The 14,552-nt window shown below is 73.2% G+C and carries 12 protein-coding genes and 1 tRNA gene; 5 read left to right on the forward strand and 8 right to left on the reverse strand.

What is annotated here, in order from left to right; genetic code table 11:
* Positions 1 to 23: 23 nt before the first annotated feature.
* Genes ACFVQ3_RS17465 through ACFVQ3_RS17485 form a run of 5 tightly spaced genes read right to left on the reverse strand, consistent with a single transcriptional unit; the run spans position 24 to position 5,898 of the window.
* Entirely contained in the window at positions 24 to 1,040 is a 1,017-nt protein-coding gene (locus ACFVQ3_RS17465; RefSeq protein ID WP_387641744.1) for a glutamate ABC transporter substrate-binding protein, read from the reverse strand.
* Entirely contained in the window at positions 1,037 to 2,398 is a 1,362-nt protein-coding gene (locus ACFVQ3_RS17470) for a hypothetical protein (protein WP_387641747.1), read from the reverse strand. Before ACFVQ3_RS17470 ends, ACFVQ3_RS17465 begins: the two co-directional genes overlap by 4 nt.
* Positions 2,395 to 4,116, reverse strand: coding sequence for an AAA family ATPase (locus ACFVQ3_RS17475; protein ID WP_387641749.1), 1,722 nt, complete (start codon positions 4,114 to 4,116; stop codon positions 2,395 to 2,397). Before ACFVQ3_RS17475 ends, ACFVQ3_RS17470 begins: the two co-directional genes overlap by 4 nt.
* On the reverse strand, positions 4,113 to 4,670 hold the full coding sequence (locus tag ACFVQ3_RS17480; RefSeq protein ID WP_387641752.1) for a hypothetical protein: 558 nt from the start codon (positions 4,668 to 4,670) through the stop codon (positions 4,113 to 4,115). The genes ACFVQ3_RS17475 and ACFVQ3_RS17480 overlap by 4 nt, the downstream gene beginning before the upstream one ends.
* Before the next feature lie 10 nt (positions 4,671 to 4,680).
* Positions 4,681 to 5,898, reverse strand: a complete 1,218-nt coding sequence (locus ACFVQ3_RS17485; protein ID WP_030150916.1) for a toxic anion resistance protein — start codon at positions 5,896 to 5,898, stop codon at positions 4,681 to 4,683.
* Between the two features lie 177 nt (positions 5,899 to 6,075).
* Between ACFVQ3_RS17485 and ACFVQ3_RS17490 the strand changes: the two genes are divergently transcribed.
* Positions 6,076 to 6,714: an alpha/beta hydrolase gene (locus ACFVQ3_RS17490; RefSeq protein WP_387641755.1), complete on the forward strand. Its 639-nt coding sequence runs from the start codon at positions 6,076 to 6,078 to the stop codon at positions 6,712 to 6,714.
* A 157-nt stretch (positions 6,715 to 6,871) separates the two neighbouring features.
* Here the strand turns inward: ACFVQ3_RS17490 and ACFVQ3_RS17495 are convergent, their stop codons facing one another.
* The 3 genes from ACFVQ3_RS17495 to ACFVQ3_RS17505 all read right to left on the reverse strand — a co-directional run bounded on the left by ACFVQ3_RS17495 (position 6,872) and on the right by ACFVQ3_RS17505 (position 8,499).
* Entirely contained in the window at positions 6,872 to 7,627 is a 756-nt protein-coding gene (locus ACFVQ3_RS17495) for an ABC transporter permease (RefSeq protein ID WP_387641758.1), read from the reverse strand.
* 56 nt (positions 7,628 to 7,683) lie between these two features.
* Positions 7,684 to 8,340 (reverse strand): flavin reductase family protein, encoded by a 657-nt coding sequence (locus tag ACFVQ3_RS17500; RefSeq protein WP_387641761.1) that lies wholly within the window; start codon positions 8,338 to 8,340, stop codon positions 7,684 to 7,686.
* An 86-nt stretch (positions 8,341 to 8,426) separates the two neighbouring features.
* Positions 8,427 to 8,499 (reverse strand) — tRNA-Arg (locus ACFVQ3_RS17505).
* A 187-nt stretch (positions 8,500 to 8,686) separates the two neighbouring features.
* Between ACFVQ3_RS17505 and ACFVQ3_RS17510 the strand changes: the two genes are divergently transcribed.
* The 4 genes from ACFVQ3_RS17510 to ettA all read left to right on the forward strand — a co-directional run bounded on the left by ACFVQ3_RS17510 (position 8,687) and on the right by ettA (position 14,504).
* Positions 8,687 to 10,405, forward strand: coding sequence for a GTPase (locus tag ACFVQ3_RS17510; protein WP_387641763.1), 1,719 nt, complete (start codon positions 8,687 to 8,689; stop codon positions 10,403 to 10,405).
* On the forward strand, positions 10,402 to 11,988 hold the full coding sequence (locus tag ACFVQ3_RS17515) for a GTPase (protein ID WP_387641766.1): 1,587 nt from the start codon (positions 10,402 to 10,404) through the stop codon (positions 11,986 to 11,988). Before ACFVQ3_RS17510 ends, ACFVQ3_RS17515 begins: the two co-directional genes overlap by 4 nt.
* Positions 11,989 to 12,031: 43 nt before the next feature.
* Positions 12,032 to 12,709 (forward strand): single-stranded DNA-binding protein, encoded by a 678-nt coding sequence (locus ACFVQ3_RS17520; protein WP_387641768.1) that lies wholly within the window; start codon positions 12,032 to 12,034, stop codon positions 12,707 to 12,709.
* Between the two features lie 112 nt (positions 12,710 to 12,821).
* Positions 12,822 to 14,504, forward strand: coding sequence for an energy-dependent translational throttle protein EttA (ettA, locus tag ACFVQ3_RS17525; RefSeq protein WP_387641771.1), 1,683 nt, complete (start codon positions 12,822 to 12,824; stop codon positions 14,502 to 14,504).
* The last annotated feature ends 48 nt before the right edge of the window (positions 14,505 to 14,552 follow it).

Genomic DNA, 14,552 nt, shown 5'->3' on the forward strand with positions numbered 1-14,552 from the left:
AGGGGAGGGCGAGGAGCCTGGGGTCACGGCGTGCGGCCGTAGACGGCGACCGGCGGGGCCGGGGCCGGACCGAGGACACCGAGCCACTCGTCGTACATCGCCGTCCAGGTGCCGTCGGTGCGCATCTGCTCCAGCACGCCGTTGACGAACCTGACCATGTCGACGTTCGCCGCCGGGATGCCCAGGCCGTACGGCTCGTCGGAGATCGCCTGACCGACGACCTTCGCGTACGGGTCCTGCGCGGCGAAGCCCGCGAGGATCGTGTCGTCACCCGTGATCGCGTCGACCTTGCCCTGCTGGAACAGCGCGAGGCAGCCCGTGTGGGTCGTCGCGGGCACGGCCTCGATGTCGGGGTACTCCTGGAGACGTTCGAGCGTCGTGGTGCCGTCCGGGGCGCAGACCCGCTGGCCCGCGAGGTCCGCGATGCCCTGCGCCTCGGAGTCCCTGGTCACGAGGACCTTCTGGCCCGCGTGGTAGTACTCCGAGGAGAACGCGATGGTCTCCCAGCGCTCGCAGTTGATCGTGAACGCGCGCGCCACGACGTCGACCTCGCCCTTCTCCAGGGCCTCGAGGCGCTGCCCCGACGTGATGACGCGGAACTGCAGCCGGTCCGGGTCGCCGAAGATCGCGTTCGACACCTGGTGGAGCACGTCGATGTCGAAGCCCTCGATCTGCCCCGTCAACGGGTTGCGGGCGCCGAGCTGGAGGGTGTCGGCCGAGACGCCGACGACGAGCGAGCCGCGGTCGCGGATCGCCGCCATGGTGCTGCCCGCGGGCAGGGCGCCCGGGCCGGGCAGAGGACCGTCGGGTGCGTACGACGCGACCGGGTTGTCGCACGTCGCGGCCGCGGAGACGGCGCTGCCCGCCGTGCCGCCCCCGGTCGTGGTGCTGCCCGCCGTACCGACGACCGAGGCCGCGGGCGCACCTGCGGACGGTCCGGCGTCGGGCGTGGCGCAGCCGGCCAGGACCAGGAGGCCCGAGACTCCCAGCGCCACCAGGGCGCCCAGGCGCCCGCTCCTGCGGAAGGTCGTGGTGCTCACCGGTACTCCTCCAGTCGGACGTTCAGGCCGCGCCAGGCGAGGACCGCCGCGACGAGGCCCGCGGCCAGCAGGAGCCAGCCCGCGAGGGCGGACTTCGTGCCCGCCGAGGCGAGGTCGGCCTGAGTGGCCCGGATGTTGTCGGTGATGTCGTTCGTCACGGACTGGGAGAAGGCCGCGAACGCCGCGTTCGGGCTGCCCTCGGCCGAGCTCGTCGCGAGCGCGACCGCCCCGTCCCAGTCGCCCGCGTCGTCGAGCGCACGGATGGCCTGGTGCTGCGTGATCCAGTCGCCCAGCCTCCCGGCGGCGGTCCCGTCGAGGACCCCGGCCGCGCCGGCCTCGTCGAGGCGCTGCGTCGCGTCGGCCGTGAGCTCGACGAACGACTCCTCGTACGTCTGGCCCGAGCCGCGCTTGATGAGCGTGAAGCTCTCCATGGCCTTGGCGTCGTTGGCCTCGGAGTACGCGGTCGACGCCGCGAGGGTCGCCGCGTAGGGGCCGTCGCGGACCGCTGCGGCCGCACCGTTGGTCTGGCTCAGCAGGACCGCGCCCACGACCCCCACGACCAGGACGACCGCGCTCGCCGCGAGCAGACCCACGTTGAGCACCCGGTGCGTGCGCTTGGAGAGCCACACCTGCGTCGCGACCAGCAGCGCCAGGCACAGCACGCCCGCCGCGAGGATCCACAGCGCGTTGCGCACCATCGACAGGTCGGACGCCACGCGGTCGGCGTTGTCGTCCACGAGCGTGGTCAGCGTCGGCAGGATCTCGTCGCGCAGCAGCGTCGAGGCCTGGTCCAGGTAGGCAGAGCCCACCGGGAAACCCTGGCGGTTGTTCGCGCGCGCCTGCTCGATGAGGCCCGTGTACACCGCGACCTGCGAGGCGACCCGTCCGAGCTCGGTCGCGTCCGCGCTGTTGGACCCCGCGAGCTCGGCGATGCGGATCGAGGCGTTCGTGATCGCGTCGTCGTAGCGCTCGCGCTGGTCCACGGGCTCGAGGCCGCCGACCAGGAACGCGTTGGTCGCCGCGGCGTCCGCCACGACCAGGTTGTTGCGCACGTCCTGGACGCCCAGGAGCTGGCTCGTGTCCGCGCGGGCGTCGTCGAGCGCGACGCCCTGGACACGCGCGGCCTGGAAGCCCAGCGCGCCGAAGACGACCGCGGCGAGCACGCACAGCGCGAGCGCGATCCGCAGCTTGCCCGGCGAGCGACGCAGCGCGCTGCGCACCCCCGCGCGACGCGCGGCCCGCTCCTTGGCCTGCGTGGCGGCGCCCGCCGGTGCGGACGGCTGCCCGGGGTGGGAGGGCTGGACGGCCCGACCGACCGCCGGGGCGGACCCGGGCGGCGGCGTCAGGGTCTGGCTCATGCAGGCTCCTCCTGAGGGGAGACGGTCGGGTGGTCGGAGAGGTCTTCCGGCAGGTCGTCGGGGTCGCCGGGGTCGCCGGGGTCGCCGGTCGCGCCCGGTTCGGCAGGCTCGGCAGGCTCGGCTGGCTCGGCCAGGATGCTCCCGGCGCCCTCGGTGGCCGACCCGTCCTGGGGCAGCAGGTCCTCGGGCAGGATCCGGCGGAGCTCGTCGAGCGTGGGCTCGGGGGTGTCCTTGAGACGCCACGCATGGCGCGCGATGGCCGCGTCCAGGACGTTGCGCGCGTGACGACCGTTGCCGAAGCCCTCGGTGCGCGGCACGAGCGAGACCATCTCCTCGAACCGGTCGAGGGTCTCGGGCAGCGCCTCGAAGTCGGCCGACGTCGCCATGCGCTCGAAGATGCCGCGCAGCTCGGCGTCCGAGTAGTCGTCGAACGTGATGGTCGTCGAGAAGCGCGACTCGAGCCCGGGGTTGGTCCCGACGAACCCGGCCATGGGGCCGGGGTACCCGGCGACGATCACCACGAGGTCGTCGCGGTGGTCCTCCATGTCCTTGACGAGCGTGTTGATCGCCTCGGCGCCGTACTGGTCCTCCGCGAGGCCGTACGCCTCGTCGATGAACAGCACGCCGCCGATCGCGGTCGCCACGACCTCGGACGTCTTGACGGCCGTCTGCCCCAGGTAGCCCGCGACGAGCTCGGAGCGGTCGACCTCGACCAGGTGCCCCTTGCTCAGCAGCCCGAGCGCGCGGTAGATGCCCGCGACGAGGCGCCCGACGGTCGTCTTGCCCGTGCCGGGGTTGCCCAGGAACACGAGGTGGCGCGTGAGCGTGGGTGTGGTCAGGCCAGCGGCCGTGCGGAGCTTCTCGACGCGCAGGAGCTCGGTCTGCTGGCGGATCTCGTGCTTGACCCGGTCGAGCCCGACGAGCGCGTCGAGCTCGGCGAGCAGCTCCTCGAGCGAGCGGGGCGGCTCGGTCTCCTCCTCCGCGTTCGCGGGGGCGGCGCCGGTCGTCGTGCTCTGCCCGCGGTCGGCGGCGACGCCGTCCTCGCTGCCCGACGGCGTCGCGTGCGTCCCGGAGGCCGGCCCACCCACGGGGGCGCCGGGGGTGCGGGCACCCAGCGCGTCGAGGATCGCGTCGACCGTCGGGACGACGTCCTGCGCCGGGGGACGCAGCCCGCCCGCGCCGACGAGCGAGCCGAGGTCGAACGGGTTCGTGCCGCTCGGGAGCGTGGGGTCGAACGTGGGCGCGGGGAAGCGGGTGGGGGTGCCGTGAGGCTGCGCGTGCTGGACGGCCGGGCGCGGGGTCGCGGTGTGCGGCTGGGCCGCGGCCCGCTGGACGGCCGTCGTGGTCGCGGCGTTGGCCGAGGTCGAGAGTCCGGGGGATCCCAGGGCGCTCGCCGCGGCGATGACGGCCGCGAGAGCCTCCGCGTACGCGGCCGCGTGCTCCGAGCCCCCGACCACGAGGGCCGTGAGCTGGTCGGTCGGGGCCGAGCGCCAACGCCGGCCCCGTTGCGCGGACTCGAAGAACGCCGTGTAGTCGCCCGGCTCGCAGCCCACGGCCTCGAGCCACGCGGGGGCTGCGCCCGTGGACGACTCGGCCACCGCGGCGGCGAGCCGCTCGCCCTCGTGCGCGACGTCGTCGGGCACGAGGCCTGCGCCACGGCCCACCGTCACGAGCGCCTCGATGCTCCGTGCGAGCGCCCCCTGGCGCGCGGCGCTCACGGCCGCTCCAACCCGCCCAGGGTGCCCGGCGCCTGCGGCTGGGCCGTGCCCACCCCCGCGTCGGGGGCGAGCGCGATCGAGGAGGACTGGAACTTCTCCGCGAGGAACTGTCCGTGCGCCACGAGCGCCGCGGCGTCCGCCCGCGAGACCGCGTCCGAGATCTTGTCGAGCGTCACGCCCAGCAGGTCGAGCTGGTCGCACAGGATCATGAGCGACGTCTTGCCGCGGTTGACGGCGCGCGTGTCCGCGAAGTCGCGCGGCAGGCGCAGGTAGCCGCCGACGGCCTCCGGCAGGTAGCTCGTGGCCGTCGCGACGACCGTGTGCGCCTGCGCGCTGCCGCCACCGAGGCGGTCCAGGCGCGGGGCCATGTCGTCGACGGTCCTCGCGATGCGGTTCACGCGCGCCGTCACGGCGGGCGGGACCCGGCCCTCGATCTGCGCCTGCACGGCGTCGACCGAGGCCAGGATGTCCGCGCTCGTGGGTGCCGGCGGCAGCACGGGGACCTCCGACGGGCGCCTGCGCCCGCCGCCGAACAGGTTCTGGAACCAGCCCATGGTGTCCGGGTCAGACCTTCCCGAGGTCGAGCGAGCCCGAGGCCGCACCCGACTGGTCGCCCTGGGCCACGCGGTCCAGGTACTCGCGCGCCTTGGTCGTCTCGGTCTCCAGGACGCCGATGGTCTGCGCCATCGAGTCCAGCGCCTGGACCTTGAACGTCGAGATCGAGTCCATGGTCGCGTAGATGTTCTGGAACGCGGCCTGGAGCTGGGGGAGGCCGACGGTCGCGCTCGCGGCCTGGGACTGGATGGTCGCCGACTGGTCCGCGAGCATCTTGGACGTCGAGGCGATCATGTTCGACGTCGTCGTGTTGAGCGCGGTGATCTGGTCGAGGACGAGCTTCTGGTTCGCGAGGGCCTGCGCCACGATGACGGCCGTGCGCAGCGCGGAGACGGTCGTGGTGGTCGCACGGTCGACGCCCTTGATGAGCTCGACGTTGTTCTTGATGACGATGTCGATCGCGAGGTAGCCCTGGATGGACACCGCGAGCTGCGTCAGGAGGTCCTGGTGCTTCTGGCGCACGTAGAACAGGACGTCCTCGCGCAGCGCCTTGGCCTTCTCCGGGTCCGTCGCGTCGAGCTCGGCGGTCTTCGCGGAGAGCTGGGCGTCGAGGCGCTCGGCGACGTAGATGTACTGGTTGAGGCGCGCCATGGTGTCCCACAGGTGCTGCTTCTCGAGGTTGAGCGCGGCGTTGTCCTTGCGGAGCTCGTCCTGACCGTCGTAGAGCGCGCGGATGATCGCGTTGAGGTGGCCCTGCGCGCTCTCGTAGCGGCGGAAGTAGTCCGTCAGCTTGTCGCCGAACGGGATGATGCCCAGGAGCTTGCGCCCCACGCTCGCCTCGGACGGGTCGAGGTTCTCGACCGTGCGGCGCAGCTCGAGGAGCGTGCTGCCCACCTTGGAGCCCTCCGACAGGCCGCCCTCCTTGAGCGCGCGAACGGGCGTGGCGAGGAGACGGTTCGAGGAGTCGGCCGCGGTGCGGATGTCCTGGTCACCCATGGTGCGCACGTCGTTGGCCTTGGCCGCGAACTCGGGCGAGCGCGCGTCCGAGGCCATGAGCGCGTCGAGGTAGGACGTGACCTTCTGGTCCAGGCCGGGGATCGCGGCCTCGTCGACGCGCGGGGCCATCGCGGGGGCCTGCGTGGTCGCGACGGGCTTCACGGGCTCGGGCGCGGAGAGCACGAGGTGCTCGGTCGCGGCGGGGGGCTGGAGCGGTGCTGCCTCGGTCATCGTGATCCTTCGCTCGTCCTTGACGGAGGTCGGTCCGAACACCCACCCCTGGAACCCGGCGAACCGGGCAAGCCGGTCGACCGGCCGGTCCGGGGAGTATATCCGCGACGGGTGGCCGGTTCTTTACTCTTTCACGCCCCGGGAGAGGAGAGAACTCCCCATGTGAGGATTCTCGGCATGAGCACCCCGATCACGGTCCACGTCCGAGGCAGCAACCAGGCGGGCCGTCCCCTCCTGCTGCTGCTCCACGGCTTCGGCGCGCACGAGCACGACCTGCCCGCGATCGCCGGTCATCTTCACCCGGTCTGGGACTGGGCGTCGCTGCGCGCGCCGCTCGACGCGGGCAACGGCGGGTTCTCGTGGTTCCCTCTGGGCGTGCCCGGGCGCCCCGACCCGCAGCCCGTCGCGGAGTCCACCGACGCGGTGCTCGCGTGGCTCGACGCGAACGTGACGCCCGGGACGGTCGTCGTGCCCGTGGGCTTCTCGCAGGGCGGTCTGATGGTGACCCAGCTCCTGCGCGCCGCGCCCGAGCGCTTCGCGGCGGGGGTCGTGCTCTCGGGCTTCGTCCTCGACGCCTCGCTCCCGGGCGACGCGGTGCTCGCCGAGCGGCGGCCGCCCGTGTTCTTCGGTCACGGGGACGCGGACCAGGTCATCTCGCCCGACGCGACCGCACGGACCTCGGCCTGGTTGCCGCAGTTCACGGACGTGACCGACGTCGAGTACGCGGGGCTGCCGCACTCGATCAGCGCCGAGGAGCTCGCCGACGTGTCGGCGTTCCTCGACGGGGTGCTCGCGGGCGCCGGCATCGGGGGCTGACGGCCGCCGTCCGCCGGGGGACCGTCTCCCCGCGGGCTTCACCAGGGGGTGGGGGCGGGGTGGTGTTCTCCGTGGAGCGCCAACAATTGTTGCCGCTCCACGCGTGCGGCTCCCGACCCGAGCCTGCCGCCCTCAGCCGACCACGGCACGGTGCCCGTCACCGGACCGTCACGACAGGTCGGGACGCCGCCCACAGCGGAGCGGTCAGCACGGCCGTCCCGACGGCGGAGATCGCCTGGGCGGCCAGCAGGCCCACGAGCACCAGGAGCTGGACCTGCGCGGCCCGCCACGGCGGGGCGCCCGCGAGCAGCAACCCCACGAAGGCCCCCGGAAGGGTGACCAGACCGGCCGCCCGGGTCTGGTCGAGCGCCGGGACGAGCGCGCGGGCCGCGGCCTGCCGGCCGAGGTCCGCGACCGCCTCGCGCCGTGAGAAGCCCAGCGCCAGCATGGCCTCGACCTCCCCCCAGCGGTGAGCGACGTCGTCGCGCATGCGCAGGCCCGCGAGCGAGGCGGCCGTCATGGCGCCACCGATGACCTGCGCCGTGAAGGGCAGGACCTCCTGCCCGGTCGGGGCGAGCGCCCCCGCGGCGAGCACGACGCCCAGGACGATCGCGGCACCCGTCCCGATCGAGACGAGGAGTGACGGCAGGGCCGCCCAGCCGCCGCCGATCCGTCGCGCCGACGTGACCGCCGCCGCGACGAGCATGACCGCGAGGTACGGGCCGACCGCGACCGGGTGCGCGAAGATCCACCCGATCACCATGGCCACCAGGGCGAGCTGCACCGCTGCGCGCAGGACCGCGACCAGGGCGTCGGGGATCGTGCGACGGCCCGTCCAGGCGATGACCCCGCACGCGAGCGCCACCAGGGCGAGGACTGCGACGGCGAGCCGCACGAGGTCGGGGAGAGACATGGGGAGATCGTGTCAGAGGCGGCACCGAGGACGAGGGCGACCGGCGGAGGAGCCGGTCAGCGGTACCACTCCTCGTCGATCGACGAGAGCCTCGACGGCAGCACACGGTCGCCCAGCCCGTAGAACTGCTGGAAGCTCATGATGAGGGGGCGCCACCGGTCGGGGTCGATCCGATGGGCCGAACCCGCGAGGCGGATCGACTCGTGCACGTGCACCCGGGTGACCGCGATCTCGACCGCGAGGATGCTCCCCGCCGCGACCGGGTCGTCGCCGCGCAAGCGGTGGGCGTCCACCACCTGACCCTCGAGCTGCACCGGGCACTCGCCCGCCCTGGGCGCGGACACCGTGTCCGACCCGACCGGGGTCAGGCCCGCGCGTCCGAACTTGTCGGGCTCGTACCGGTACCCCACGGAGGACTTGCGCGCCGACACCGGGTCGCGGCCCGTCGTGAGGGCGATCCGGTCGACCGCCGAGACCTGCTCGACCGAAGGCAGGTTGAGCACGACCTCGCCCGTGGCGCGGAGGTTGATCGCCGTCTGCGACCTGGCCCCCACGCCGATCACCGCGGTGTGACCCAACCAGAAGATCGACGACAACGGGGCGAGGTTGGGCCGTCCGTCGTCGCCGACGGTGCTGACGAGGACCACCGGCGTCCCGAAGTAGAGGATCGACGGGTCGATCGTGACGTGCTCGGAGCTCTGGACGGCCAGCATGGGAGTACCTCCGCGACGGGTGGACAGGTTCGTCCTGAAGACGCGGGGAGGGTGCGGGACGTGAGGTCGGGCGCCGGGCGTAGGGGTGCCCCGAGCAGGACTCGAACCTGCAACCTACGGATTAGAAGGCCGTTGCTCTATCCATTGAGCTATCGGGGCGCGGGGACCATCGTAGTGGGATCCGGCCGTGACCTGCGCGCACGCGCGCGAGGCGGACGTGTCGCCCGGGGCGCGCGCCGCCGTCGGGCCGTCCCTGCCCGCCATCTCACCCGCCCGGCCGCAGTCCGTCACCCGGTCATCGGCGCGCGCGTTTGGCATCGCCTCGGTAACCACAGAAGATGAACGGGTGACGACCCGACATGCTGCCGACCGTGCCCCGCGGGCTTTTTCCGCCTCGGGCAGGACGCCCGGCAACACGCCAGGCAACGCCCCCGAGGAGATCGGGACCACCGTCTACGACGTGGGCCGGGACCTGCGGCGCGACGTCGCCGACGCCCGTCTCCCGCTGGACCTCGCGGGGGCCGCGGACGCCGAGGAGGCCCGCAAGCGCCTCCTGAACCAGCTCGACGAGCACCTGCTGCCGCGCCTCAAGGAGCTGTCCTCGCCCGCGGTCGTGGTGATCGCGGGGTCGACGGGCGCGGGCAAGTCGACCCTGTACAACTCGCTCCTGGGCGAGGAGGTCTCCACGGCGGGGGTCCTGCGCCCGACGACCCGTGAGCCCGTCTTCGCCTACAACCCGCTCGACGTCGACGTCCTGGTCCACAGCCCCACGACGGCCATGTCGCGCGTGGTCGAGCACGACGGCGTGCCGCGCGGCACCGCGCTGCTCGACGCGCCGGACCTGGACTCGCTGCTCGCGGAGAACCGGTCGACCGCGGCCCAGCTCCTCGAGGCTGCGGACCTGTGGCTCTTCGTGACCACGGCCGCGCGGTACGGGGACGCCCTGCCGTGGGTCGCGCTGGGGCAGGCCATGGAGCGTGGCGCGAGCGTCGCGATGGTCCTCAACCGCGTCCCGCAGCACAACCTCACGACGATCCGCGGCGACCTCCTGGCGCGCCTGCGCGAGCACGGCATGGAGGGCGTGCCGCTGTTCGTGATCCCCGACGCCGGCCCGCACGAGGGCATGCTCGACCGTGCGACGGTCGCGCCCATCGCGCGCTGGCTCACGATGCTCGCGGGGCCGGACCGCTCGCGCGCCGTGATCGTGCGCACGCTCAAGGGGTCGCTCGCGGCGCTGCCCGCGTGGGTCACGGGCATCGCGGACGCCGTGCAGGAGCAGGTCGAGGCCGCGGAGGTCCTGCGCGAGACGATCGACCGCGCGCTGCCCGACGCCGAGGCCTCGGCCCGCCGGACCGTCGCCGCGGGCGTCGTGGCCGGGGGGTCGGTCGCCTCGCGCTGGGCCCAGCTCGCGGGCGCCGAGAAGATCGACCGGATCAAGATCAGGCACGGGCTCGCGCGCTCGACCAAGCGCCGCGGGCGTGCGCGCGAGGTCGCGCTCGAACCCCTGCTCGACGAGGTGCGCGCCGCGGCGACCCGCACGCTGGTCGCCGCGGGGGCCAGCGCCGACGACGCGCTGCGCGCCGCGCTCTCCGGCCCGTCGGCGCCTCCGGGCGGCCCGGCGTTCGCCCCCGAGCACGGGGACCCGGTCCGGGAGGCCGCTCGCGAGAAGGCCGCGGCGACGCAGGTCCACGAGTGGGTCGCCGTCGCCGACCGCGCCGTCGAGGCCCTGCGGGGCGTCGACGAGCCCGGCATCGCCCCGCAGGAGACGGCCGAGACGCGCCGGGCCGAGGCGACCGTCAAGGCGTTCGGCCCCACGGGGGTCGCGGCGCTGCTCCTCACGGCCGCTGCAGGGTCCGACGACGCCGCTCGCCTCGTGCACGGCCTGCTCGGCGACGCCGGGGACGCGTCGGTCGCGACCCTGACGTCGGACCTCGCGGACCGTGCCGCCGCCATGGTGGCCCGCGAGTCCGTCGACCTGCACGAACGCCTCGACGTCCCCGCCCTCGCACCGGATGCCGCCGTCGGGCTGCGCCTGCGCCTCGCCGAGCTCAGGAGGCTCTCATGACGTCCCACGACACCCAGCTCAGGTCCCGCACGGACGACCTCGCCAAGGCCCTGGACCTCGCGGGCGACCGGCTCGACCCGGAGGTCGCAGCCCGGGTCCGGACCGCGATCGGCGGCGTCCGGGAGCGCCTGGCGCTCGGTGTGGACCACACGGTCGTGGCGCTCGCGGGAGGCACGGGGTCGGGCAAGTCGAGCCTCTTCAACCGCATCTCACGGCTCAACTTCGCGGACGTGGGCGCCAAGCGGCCCACGACGGCCCGCATCACCGCGTGCTCGTGGAGCGACCGGGCGACGGCGCTGCTGGACTGGTTGGAGGTCGACCCGGAGCGCCGCATCACGCGCGGCAGCGAGCTCGACGGCGACGCCGAGCAGGGCCTGGAGGGCCTGGTCCTGCTGGACCTGCCTGACCACGACTCGATCGAGCCCGCGCACCAGGAGGTCGTCAACCGCGTCCTGCCGCTCGTGGACCTGCTCGTGTGGGTCGTGGACCCGCAGAAGTACGCGGACGACGCGCTGCACTCGGGCTATCTGCAGAAGTCGGTCGGTCTCGAGGCGTCGATGGTCGTGGCGCTCAACCAGATCGACACGGTGCCCACGACGCAGCGCGGCAACCTCGTCGCGGACATGGGGCGTCTCCTGGAGGAGGACGGCCTCTCGGGCGTGTTCGTGACGATGGTCTCGGCGCGCACGGGCGAGGGGCTCGGGCAGGTGCGCGAGCTCCTGGAGCAGGCCGTGGCCCGCCGGAGCGTCGCTGCGAGCCGCGTCGCGGGCGAGCTCGACCGTGCGGGTGCGCTCCTGCTCGAGGAGACGCCGGGCGAGGTGCCGTGGACCATGAGCACCGCGGTCGACGAGGAGGTCGCGGCGATCGGCGAGGCCACGGGGCTCTCTGCCGTCGCGGGGCAGGTCGCCGCGGCGGTGCGCAACGGGTACGGCCGCCCCGAGTTCGCCCCGCCGCAGGTCGACGCCGTCGCGCTGTCCCGGAGCCGGTGGCTCGCGCGGGCGGGCAAGGCGTTGCGCCCAGGCTGGAAGCACGCGCTCGACGAGGCGGTGGCTCCCGCGGACCGGCTGGTCGAGGACACGCAGCGCGCGCTGTCGAAGGTCTCGCTCGACACCCGCGGTCCGTCCTCGGCGCGCGCGACCCGCACCACGGCCCTCGCGGCGATCGGCGTCGCGGTGGTCACGGGGGCGCTCGCCATCCTCAGCTCGCTGGGAGTGCTGGACCTGGACAGGGCGATCGTGGCGACGTCCGCGATCGTGGCCGGGGTCGCGGTCCTGGTCGCCCTGGGCTTCTTCCTGGCGGGGATCCAGATCCGTCGCACGCTGGCACGCCGCCGGGAGGCGACGGTCCTGGCATCGGGGCACGGCGCGGTCGAGCGGGTGGTCCAGGAGACCATGGGCAAGCCCACGCAGAAGCTCCTCGACGAGCACCGGCGGGTGCGCGAGCTGGCGCAGTCCGCGCGCGACACGGGCAAGGCGTCACCGCTCACCGGGCCCCTGACGTTGCCCACAGCCAAGGAACTGAGCGACCTGTCCACAGACGCCCCCTCGGCCCAGGACGCCGCGACGCGCGAACCGTCAGCCTGAGTGCGCGGTCGGCACCAGGCCGGCCCCGCACCCAGGAGGAACGATGGGCAACGACGTCACGGTGACGCTGGCAGGCTTCATGGGCACGACCCCCAAGCTCTTCACGTCCCCGACCGGCAACGACTTCACGAGCTTCCGCATCGCGAGCACCACGCGCTACCTCGACCGGTCGCGCGGCGAGTGGGTCGACGGGCGGACCATCTGGTTCACCGTCAAGGCGTGGCGGGCCATGGCGCAGAACGTGGCGGCATCCCTGCGCAAGGGCGATGCGGTCGTGGTCACGGGCCGCCTCGCGGTCGACGAGTGGACGAGCCCCGAGGGCCCGCGCACCAACCTCGTGATCGAGGCGAGCGCGCTCGGCCCGGACCTGACGCGCGGTCGCGCGCAGTTCCAGCACACGGTCCACCGCACCGCCCAGCCCGACGGCGCCGCGGACGCCCCGGCGCCCGGCGCGCCCGGGGTCGTCCCGGGCTCGGGGACCTCCGTGCCCGGTGACCGGACGGGACTGAGCGAGGGCCCGGGCGACGGGAGCGCGTGGGACCTGGGCCGCCTGGGGGAGGACCCGTTCCCCGAGGACGACGACGCCGAGCACGGCCTGGTGGACGACGCGCTGAGGGAACGGGGCGCGGGGGTCGACGACTCGGGAACCGTCGACGACAAGGCCGCGGCCGACGACACCCGCGAGGACGTGCCGACCGGCGAGCTCCTGGCGACGCGCTGAGGCCCGACCGCGTAGGCTGGGGGGTCGAAGACGCCCGCCCCGACCGGGGCACCCCCGGGTCCGGGGCGGGCGCACAGCATCCCGCGAGCGATCGAACGGTGGAACAGAGCCAGTGGCTGAGTTCATCTACTCCATGTACAAGGCGCGCAAGGCGCACGGTGACAAGGTCATCCTCGACGACGTCACCCTGAACTTCCTTCCCGGGGCCAAGATCGGTGTGGTCGGCCCCAACGGTGCCGGCAAGTCCACGATCCTGAAGATCATGGCCGGCCTTGAGCAGCCCTCGAACGGTGACGCCAGGCTCTCGCCCGGCTACTCGGTCGGCATCCTGCTGCAGGAGCCGCCCCTGAACGAGGAGAAGACGGTCCTCGGCAACGTCGAGGAGGGCGTGGCCGAGATCAAGGGCAAGCTCGACCGCTTCAACGAGATCTCGGCGCTCATGGCCGAGCCGGACGCGGACTTTGACGCCCTGCTCGCCGAGATGGGCACCCTCCAGGAGGCCATCGACGCGGCCGACGCGTGGGACCTCGACTCGCAGCTCGAGCAGGCCATGGACGCGCTGCGCTGCCCGCCGCCGGACGCCGACGTGTCGGTGCTCTCGGGTGGTGAGCGCCGCCGTGTCGCGCTCTGCAAGCTCCTCCTCGAGAAGCCCGACCTCCTGCTCCTCGACGAGCCGACCAACCACCTGGACGCCGAGTCCGTCCTGTGGCTCGAGCAGCACCTCGCGTCGTACCCCGGCGCGATCCTCGCCGTGACCCACGACCGCTATTTCCTCGACCACGTCGCCGAGTGGATCTGCGAGGTCGACCGCGGTCGCCTGTACCCCTACGAGGGCAACTACTCCACGTACCTGGAGAAGAAGCAGGAGCGCCTGGCGATCCAGGGCAAGAAGGACCAGAAGCTCGCGAAGCGTCTGAAGGACGAGCTCGAGTGGGTCCGCTCCAACGCGAAGGGGCGTCAGACCAAGTCGAAGGCGCGTCTGGCGCGCTACGAGGAGATGGCCGCCGAGGCGGACCGCACCAGGAAGCTGGACTTCGAGGAGATCCAGATCCCGCCGGGCCCGCGCCTGGGCTCGGTCGTCCTGGAGGCCCAGAAGCTGCAGAAGGGCTTCGACGGCCGCCGGCTCATCGACGGCCTGAGCTTCACGCTGCCGCGCAACGGCATCGTCGGCGTGATCGGTCCGAACGGCGTCGGCAAGACCACGCTGTTCAAGACGATCGTGGGCCTCGAGCCCCTCGACGGCGGCGACCTGAAGGTCGGCGAGACCGTGTCGATCTCCTACGTCGACCAGTCGCGCGGCGGGATCGACCCCAAGAAGACGCTGTTCGAGGTCGTCTCGGACGGTCTGGACTTCATCAAGGTCGGCAACGTCGAGATGCCCTCGCGGGCGTACGTCGCGGCGTTCGGCTTCAAGGGCCCGGACCAGCAGAAGCCTGCCGGCGTGCTCTCGGGTGGTGAGCGCAACCGTCTGAACCTCGCGCTGACCCTCAAGCAGGGTGGAAACCTCCTGCTGCTCGACGAGCCCACCAACGACCTCGACGTCGAGACCCTCGGCTCGCTCGAGAACGCCCTGCTCGAGTTCCCGGGCTGCGCTGTCGTGGTCTCGCACGACCGGTGGTTCCTCGACCGCGTCGCGACGCACATCCTCGCGTACGAGGGCACCGAGGAGGACCCGGCGAACTGGTACTGGTTCGAGGGCAACTTCGCCTCGTACGAGGAGAACAAGATCAGCCGCCTCGGCGCCGACGCGGCGCGCCCGCACCGCGTCACGTACCGCAAGCTGACGCGCGACTGACCAGCGCACGCCCGGTACTCGTCCCCTGACGGGCGGCACCGCGACCGA

The organism is Oerskovia sp. NPDC057915, assembly GCF_042887685.1.
In the GTDB taxonomy this organism is placed as follows: Bacteria; Actinomycetota; Actinomycetes; order Actinomycetales; family Cellulomonadaceae; genus Oerskovia.

Bases quoted from the DNA above. Each gene is read 5' to 3' on its own strand.
- ACFVQ3_RS17520 (WP_387641768.1), top strand. From the start codon at position 12,032: ATGGGCAACGACGTCACGGTGACGCTGGCAGGCTTCATGGGCACGACC.
- ACFVQ3_RS17470 (WP_387641747.1), bottom strand. From the start codon at position 2,398: ATGAGCCAGACCCTGACGCCGCCGCCCGGGTCCGCCCCGGCGGTCGGT.
- ACFVQ3_RS17515 (WP_387641766.1), top strand. From the start codon at position 10,402: ATGACGTCCCACGACACCCAGCTCAGGTCCCGCACGGACGACCTCGCC.
- ACFVQ3_RS17490 (WP_387641755.1), top strand. From the start codon at position 6,076: ATGAGCACCCCGATCACGGTCCACGTCCGAGGCAGCAACCAGGCGGGC.
- ACFVQ3_RS17495 (WP_387641758.1), bottom strand. From the start codon at position 7,627: ATGTCTCTCCCCGACCTCGTGCGGCTCGCCGTCGCAGTCCTCGCCCTG.
- ACFVQ3_RS17485 (WP_030150916.1), bottom strand. From the start codon at position 5,898: ATGACCGAGGCAGCACCGCTCCAGCCCCCCGCCGCGACCGAGCACCTC.
- ACFVQ3_RS17480 (WP_387641752.1), bottom strand. From the start codon at position 4,670: ATGGGCTGGTTCCAGAACCTGTTCGGCGGCGGGCGCAGGCGCCCGTCG.
- ACFVQ3_RS17500 (WP_387641761.1), bottom strand. From the start codon at position 8,340: ATGCTGGCCGTCCAGAGCTCCGAGCACGTCACGATCGACCCGTCGATC.